Origin of the sequence: Psychrobacter pasteurii, assembly GCF_900162815.1 — a bacterium.
Classification (GTDB): Bacteria; Pseudomonadota; Gammaproteobacteria; order Pseudomonadales; family Moraxellaceae; genus Psychrobacter; species Psychrobacter pasteurii.
In genome coordinates this window covers 1-5,951 of sequence record NZ_FUGD01000155.1, presented here as the reverse complement: position 1 = coordinate 5,951, position 5,951 = coordinate 1, and the positions used below count along the sequence as shown (strand labels likewise).

The following is a 5,951-nucleotide window of genomic DNA, read 5'->3' as shown; positions in this document are numbered from 1 at the left end:
TTGATTTCTGTCAAGCTTTTATTTTAATTCGTTTCATCAGACTTCAAAACCTAACCAATTGGCTAGCACTTCCGTTGTCCCGATGAGGTGCGTATTATAGACGCTTTAATTATCTAGTCAAGAGCTTTTTTAATTATTTTTGATTTTCTTACTCAGCTTAATGCTAGATATTTAAAATCAAATTAATCTAGTTAGTTGCCAACTGGTTATTTCTAATCAGCTTTTTTCTAACTTGTCTTTGCTCTTAACAAGATGCGTAGTATATACCCTTTCTAGTTTGGGTCAAGTACAAAGTGACAAAACATTGTGTTGAAGACATCTACTAAAGAAGCCCAGCTATCCCTTTATTGAAGAGTTAGCTATATATAGCTACTTATGATTAAATTTTACTCTATAAATACCCTACTTCTTGTTATCGGCTTTGGACTATAATTTAAAACCTTAAAGGATTAGCTACAAAAACCTCGCTAAAATCCTTTATAATAGAATGAATAACTAATTATTAACTGGCTTTGCGGTCAGTTTTTCTGTTTTAATGGTTGTGTTTATTATAATCATCACAATTATAGTGATGGTGTTCTTCTTATCCGCGTTATAGATTATTGGATTTAATATTATGGTTGCAATTACTTTACCTGATGGCAGTGTAAAAGAGTTCGACGGTGCGACAACAGTGATGCAAGTGGCTGAGAGTATTGGCCCAGGCCTTGCTAAAGCAACGATTGCTGGACGTGTAGATGGTAAGCTTGTGGATGCAAGCGACCCGATCACCCATGACGCAAGTGTTGAAATTGTGACCGCAAAAGAAAAAGACGGCGTGAATATCATTCGCCACTCTACAGCGCATTTATTGGGTCATGCCGTTAAACAGCTGTACCCTAACGTAAAAATGGTTATCGGTCCGGTTATTGAAGATGGCTTTTATTATGACATCTTTAGTGAAAAACCTTTTACGCCAGAAGACATGACAGCAATTGAAAAACGCATGGCTGAGCTAATTAAGCAAAACTATGACGTTATCAAAAAAATGACAACACGTGACGAAGCCATCAAAATCTTCGAAGAGCGCGGTGAAGACTATAAGCTGAAACTGATTGCAGATATGCCAGAAGAAAAAGAGCTGGGTCTGTATCACCATCAAGAATATGTCGATATGTGCCGTGGTCCACACGTGCCAAACACTCGCTTCTTAAAAGTATTTAAGCTTATGAAAATGAGCGGTGCTTATTGGCGTGGCGATGCTAAGAATGAACAGCTTCAACGTATTTATGGTACAGCTTGGGCGGACAAAAAAGATCTGAAAGCTTATATCCAGCGTATTGAAGAAGCTGAAAAACGTGACCACCGTAAAATTGGTCGTCAATTAAACCTATTCCATATGCAAGAGCAGTCTCCAGGTATGGTGTTCTGGCATCCAAACGGTTGGACCATCTATCAAGTGCTTGAGCAGTACATGCGTAAAGTACAAAAAGACAATGGTTACCAAGAGATTAAAACACCACAAATCGTCGATCGCAGCTTGTGGGAAAAATCAGGACATTGGGGCAACTATGCTACCAACATGTTCACCACCTCTAGTGAAAGCCGTGATTATGCCGTAAAACCAATGAACTGCCCTTGCCACGTGCAAGTATTTAACCAAGGCTTAAAATCTTACCGTGAACTACCTATTCGCTTGGCAGAATTTGGTTCTTGTCACCGTAATGAGCCATCGGGTTCACTACATGGCTTGATGCGTGTGCGTGGCTTTACTCAAGATGATGCGCATATCTTCTGTACCCAAGCTCAAATTCAAGAAGAAGTAGCCAACTTCATTAAGCTAACGCTTGATGTTTACAAAGACTTCGGCTTTGATCAAATTGAGATGAAGCTATCTACCCGTCCTGAAAAGCGTGTGGGTACCGATGAATCTTGGGATATCGCCGAAAAAGCATTGGCTGATGCACTAGATAGCTCAGGCCTTGAGTGGGAATACCTACCGGGTGAAGGTGCTTTCTATGGTCCAAAAATTGAATTTAGTCTAAGAGACAGCCTAGGCCGTGTCTGGCAGTGCGGTACCATTCAGGTGGACCCGAATATGCCAGAGCGTTTAGAAGCTGAATTCGTTAACGAAAATAATGACCGCGAAACGCCTATTATGCTACACCGCGCGATCTTAGGATCGTTTGAGCGCTTCTTAGGTATGCTGATTGAGCACTATGCCGGTTGGATGCCTGTATGGCTTGCTCCGCAACAAGTTGTGGTAATGAACATCACTGACAAACAAGCCGAAGCTTGTCAAAATGTAGTTTCTGAGCTACAAAATGCGGGCCTGCGTGTTATTAGTGACTTGCGTAATGAAAAAATTGGATTTAAGATACGAGAAAGAACATTAGAACGTATCCCCTATATGCTAGTATTAGGGGATAAAGAAGTTGAATCAGGACAAGTTAACGTGCGTACTCGTGAAGGCGAGAACCTTGGCGTAATGTCTCTGGCCGACTTTATTGAATTAGTACAGAAAGCTGTCGCCCAAAAGGGTCGACTAACAACAAAAACTGATGAGGAGTAATACCTATTAAACAGTCAAACCGTTTGAACATCAACGAAGAGATCCAGCAAAAAGAAGTTCGCTTAGTTAAAGAAGACGGCGAACAGATGGGCGTTGTCGATATTGAAACTGCCCGTAAAGCGGCTCGTGATGACAATCTAGATTTGGTTGAATTGGTACCGGATGCTAAACCGCCTGTTTGTAAAATTATGGACTACAAGCGTTACTTGTATGACCAAAAACAAAAGGCGAAAGAAGCTAAGAAAAACCAAAAGCAAACTCAGCTTAAAGAGATGAAACTTCGCCCAAGTACTGACGAAGCGGATTACCAGGTAAAACTGCGTAAAATTATCAGCTTCCTAGAAGATCAGGACAAGGTTAAAGTAACCATCCGTTTCCGCGGTCGTGAAATGGCTCACCAAGAGCTTGGCCGTCAACAACTTGAGCGTATCATCCAAGATACCGCTGAGATCTCAAATGTCGAGCAACATCCTAAAATGGAAGGCCGTCAGATGGGTATGCTACTTGGCCCAACACGTAAAAAATAATCTGTTTAGGAGGCAGTTTGGATAAGCCCAATCGGCTTATCGCTCCTAACCCATGATTAATATTACAGTTATAAACGATACCACCAATTTGCAATAGCAGATTGGTGGTTTTTTTACGCCTATTTCTTTATGGCTCTCTTTATAACCCTATTGATTAGCCTCTTTTATCCACTCTTACGCTAAGTTCACTTAACACTTAAAATTATTTACTTATAATCAATACCAACATCCTACTATTTCTTGTAACATTTAGAGAATAGGCTAATACGCCTGAATGACTTAATACTCTAGTTTTAAACAACGACTATAAATACTCATCCAAATTTTAATTAAAAACATCAATACTCAATAAGGATATTTCTATGCAAGAACTGACACCACCAGAAAATGCAAGCACCCCTTCAATTAGCCTAACCCCACCTGAGCCGGTCAAAGAAGTACCGACCAGTGAAGCAGATCAAATTGTAAAGCTTGACCCCAACCAAGTTCCTGAGTTAGATGCCAAAGTTGATGCTTTCGTCAGTCATGTGCTTAATAATCCGGTACAAAGCAGCGAGTTTAAGCAAAACGTACAGTCCATCCATAATTTGGGTAACCAAGAAATCCGTGAATCTGCGCAAGTATCCAACCGTATGTTGGATTTACCGGCCAAAAGTTTAGATAAAGGCTTGTTCGACAACTCCCCTATTGCCAAATCACTAACTGAGCTACGCGGCATTGTTGAAGACTTAGATCCTAGTAAAAAACAGCTGACCAGCTCACGCAAGCTTTTTGGCCTGATTCCTATGGGCAATAAAGTTCAGGATTATTTCCGTCAGTATGAATCTGCTCAATCGCATATTAATGCGGTAGTAACCAGTTTGTATAACGGTAAAGATGAACTGCTAAAAGACAACGCCATGATTGAGCAAGAAAAAGTCAATATGTGGAACTTAATGCAGTCCATTCGCCAGTACATTTATGTGGGCAAAAAAATTGATGAAGAGTTAGAGAAGAAAGTCTACGAGATTGAAGCAACAGACCCTGAAAAAGCTCGTATTATTAAAGAAGAGATGCTGTTTTATGTGCGTCAAAAAAATACTGACTTCTTGACTCAATTGGCGGTAAACGTACAGGGTTATTTGGCGCTAGATACCATTCGCAAAAACAACCTTGAACTGATTAAAGGGGTTGACCGTGCGACTACCACTACAGTTTCTGCTTTACGTACAGCGGTTGTTGTGGCACAAGCGATGACCAACCAAAAATTAGTACTGGATCAAATCAGTGCTCTGAACAAAACAACTAGCAGCTTAATTGAATCAACTTCAGCGATGATGAAGCGCCAATCCACTGAAATTCATGAGCAGGCCAGTAACAGCACCATTGAGCTTGATAAGCTACAAAGTGCGTTTAATAATATCTACGAAACCATGGATATGATTAGCGACTATAAGGTGAAAGCGCTAGATAACATGAAAACCACGGTTGACTCACTAACCCACGAAGTAGATAAAGCTCAAAAATACTTGGATAAAGCCAACCAGACCACAGTGCTTGAAGTCACTAAAGAGCTTGATACTAAAAAAATCACCAATCAGGCCAATAGCTCTAATACAGTAGATATTGATATCTAATAGCTGCTGTAAGACTAAGACTTGGTAAAGAGCTTAAAAACTCAAACCATAAAAAAACCCCGCTAACTTAATAGCGGGGTTTTTTTATTGTAGCTCTAAATTAACTGGCTATTATAAAAATAGTTAGCTGTTAATTAGATTTTACCTACTAGGTCTAGGCTTGGCTTAAGAGTTTCTTGACCTTGTTCCCAAGCAGCTGGACATACTTCGCCGTCGTTTTCACGAACGTACTGAGCTGCTTTTACTTTACGAACTAGATCTTTCGCGCTACGGCCGATACCGCCAGCATGGATTTCAGCAACTTGAATTTTGCCGTCTGGATCTACTACGAACGTACCACGCTCTGCAAGACCTGCTTCTTCGATCATTACGTTGAAGCCACGAGTGATGCGACCAGTTGGGTCACCGATCATTGGGAAAGTTACTTTACCAATAGCTTCTGAAGAATCGTGCCATGCTTTGTGAGTGAAGTGAGTGTCAGTTGATACTGAGTATACTTCTACGCCTAGGCCTTTAAGCTCTTCGTACTGTGCTGCCATATCTTCTAGTTCAGTTGGGCAAACGAAAGTGAAGTCTGCTGGGTAGAACATGAAGATAGCCCATTTGCCTTTTACGTCGTCTGAAGTGATAGTTTTGAATTCACCGTTAACGAACGCTTCAGCTGAAAACTCAGGGATTTCTTGATTAATAATTGACGCCATGTTTCGGCTCCTTTTTTGGTGGGTTTAATAAAACGGTTATTATTGAATAAATTATTCTTAAAATCTGTATAAACTTTAGCTCTCTACGAAGCCTAACCTATCATAGCGCTGTTGCATTTCTATGACGTTGGTAATTCTGGTGTTTAGTAGTAATTTTATGTAGCCAGTAGTTGAATTATTCCACTAAAGAACCATATTCATATACTGGTAACACCCCTATCTATAACACTCTTGGCTTCGCTCCTTGCTAACTACAAGTGCTATTATAACAAACACCTACAATTAATCTAATTTAAAGATTATAACTTGATGTTTTGTTTAATAAAACATAGACCAAGCTCTTTACGACCTGTTATTATTATAAATAGTGCCAGATCGAATAAAAATCAAGATAAAAAAATCCACTTTCAAATCAGACAGATAATTTTAATAACAGGTACTATTTAATAACAAGTACTAGGGCGTGTCCTCAATTTAACTTACAGTGAATAATAGTACAAGCTAGGTAAAGCATAGATTTAAAATTGCGTGCTAGCTTTTCATAGCGTGTTGCTAT

The 5,951-nt window shown here is 39.8% G+C and carries 4 protein-coding genes and 1 pseudogene; 3 read left to right on the top strand and 2 right to left on the bottom strand.

What is annotated here, in order from left to right:
- The first annotated feature begins 616 nt into the window (after positions 1–616).
- The 3 genes from thrS (at position 617) to A1232T_RS12825 (ending at position 4,694) form a co-directional block, all read left to right on the top strand.
- Positions 617–2,551 (top strand): threonine--tRNA ligase, encoded by a 1,935-nt coding sequence (thrS, locus tag A1232T_RS12835; protein ID WP_077449765.1) that lies wholly within the window; start codon positions 617–619, stop codon positions 2,549–2,551.
- 23 nt (positions 2,552–2,574) lie between these two features.
- A complete protein-coding gene (gene infC / locus A1232T_RS12830) occupies positions 2,575–3,078 on the top strand; it encodes a translation initiation factor IF-3 (RefSeq protein ID WP_077449764.1) in 504 nt (167 codons plus the stop codon).
- Positions 3,079–3,440: 362 nt separating this feature from the next.
- Positions 3,441–4,694 carry a toxic anion resistance protein gene (locus tag A1232T_RS12825; RefSeq protein ID WP_077449763.1) on the top strand — a complete coding sequence of 418 codons (1,254 nt, stop codon included), beginning with the start codon at positions 3,441–3,443 and terminating at the stop codon, positions 4,692–4,694.
- Between the two features lie 134 nt (positions 4,695–4,828).
- Here A1232T_RS12825 and ahpC read toward each other — a convergent pair whose 3' ends face one another.
- Both ahpC and A1232T_RS13995 read right to left on the bottom strand, forming a co-directional pair.
- Complete coding sequence (gene ahpC, locus A1232T_RS12820; RefSeq protein WP_077449762.1) at positions 4,829–5,395, bottom strand: alkyl hydroperoxide reductase subunit C; 567 nt, start codon at positions 5,393–5,395, stop codon at positions 4,829–4,831.
- A gap of 469 nt (positions 5,396–5,864) precedes the next feature.
- Positions 5,865–5,951 (bottom strand): annotated as a pseudogene (locus tag A1232T_RS13995) (IS5/IS1182 family transposase); the annotation flags it as partial.

Coding starts and splice junctions, on each gene's coding strand:
- ahpC (WP_077449762.1), bottom strand. CDS start 5,395: ATGGCGTCAATTATTAATCAAGAAATCCCTGAGTTTTCAGCTGAAGCG.
- A1232T_RS12825 (WP_077449763.1), top strand. CDS start 3,441: ATGCAAGAACTGACACCACCAGAAAATGCAAGCACCCCTTCAATTAGC.
- thrS (WP_077449765.1), top strand. CDS start 617: ATGGTTGCAATTACTTTACCTGATGGCAGTGTAAAAGAGTTCGACGGT.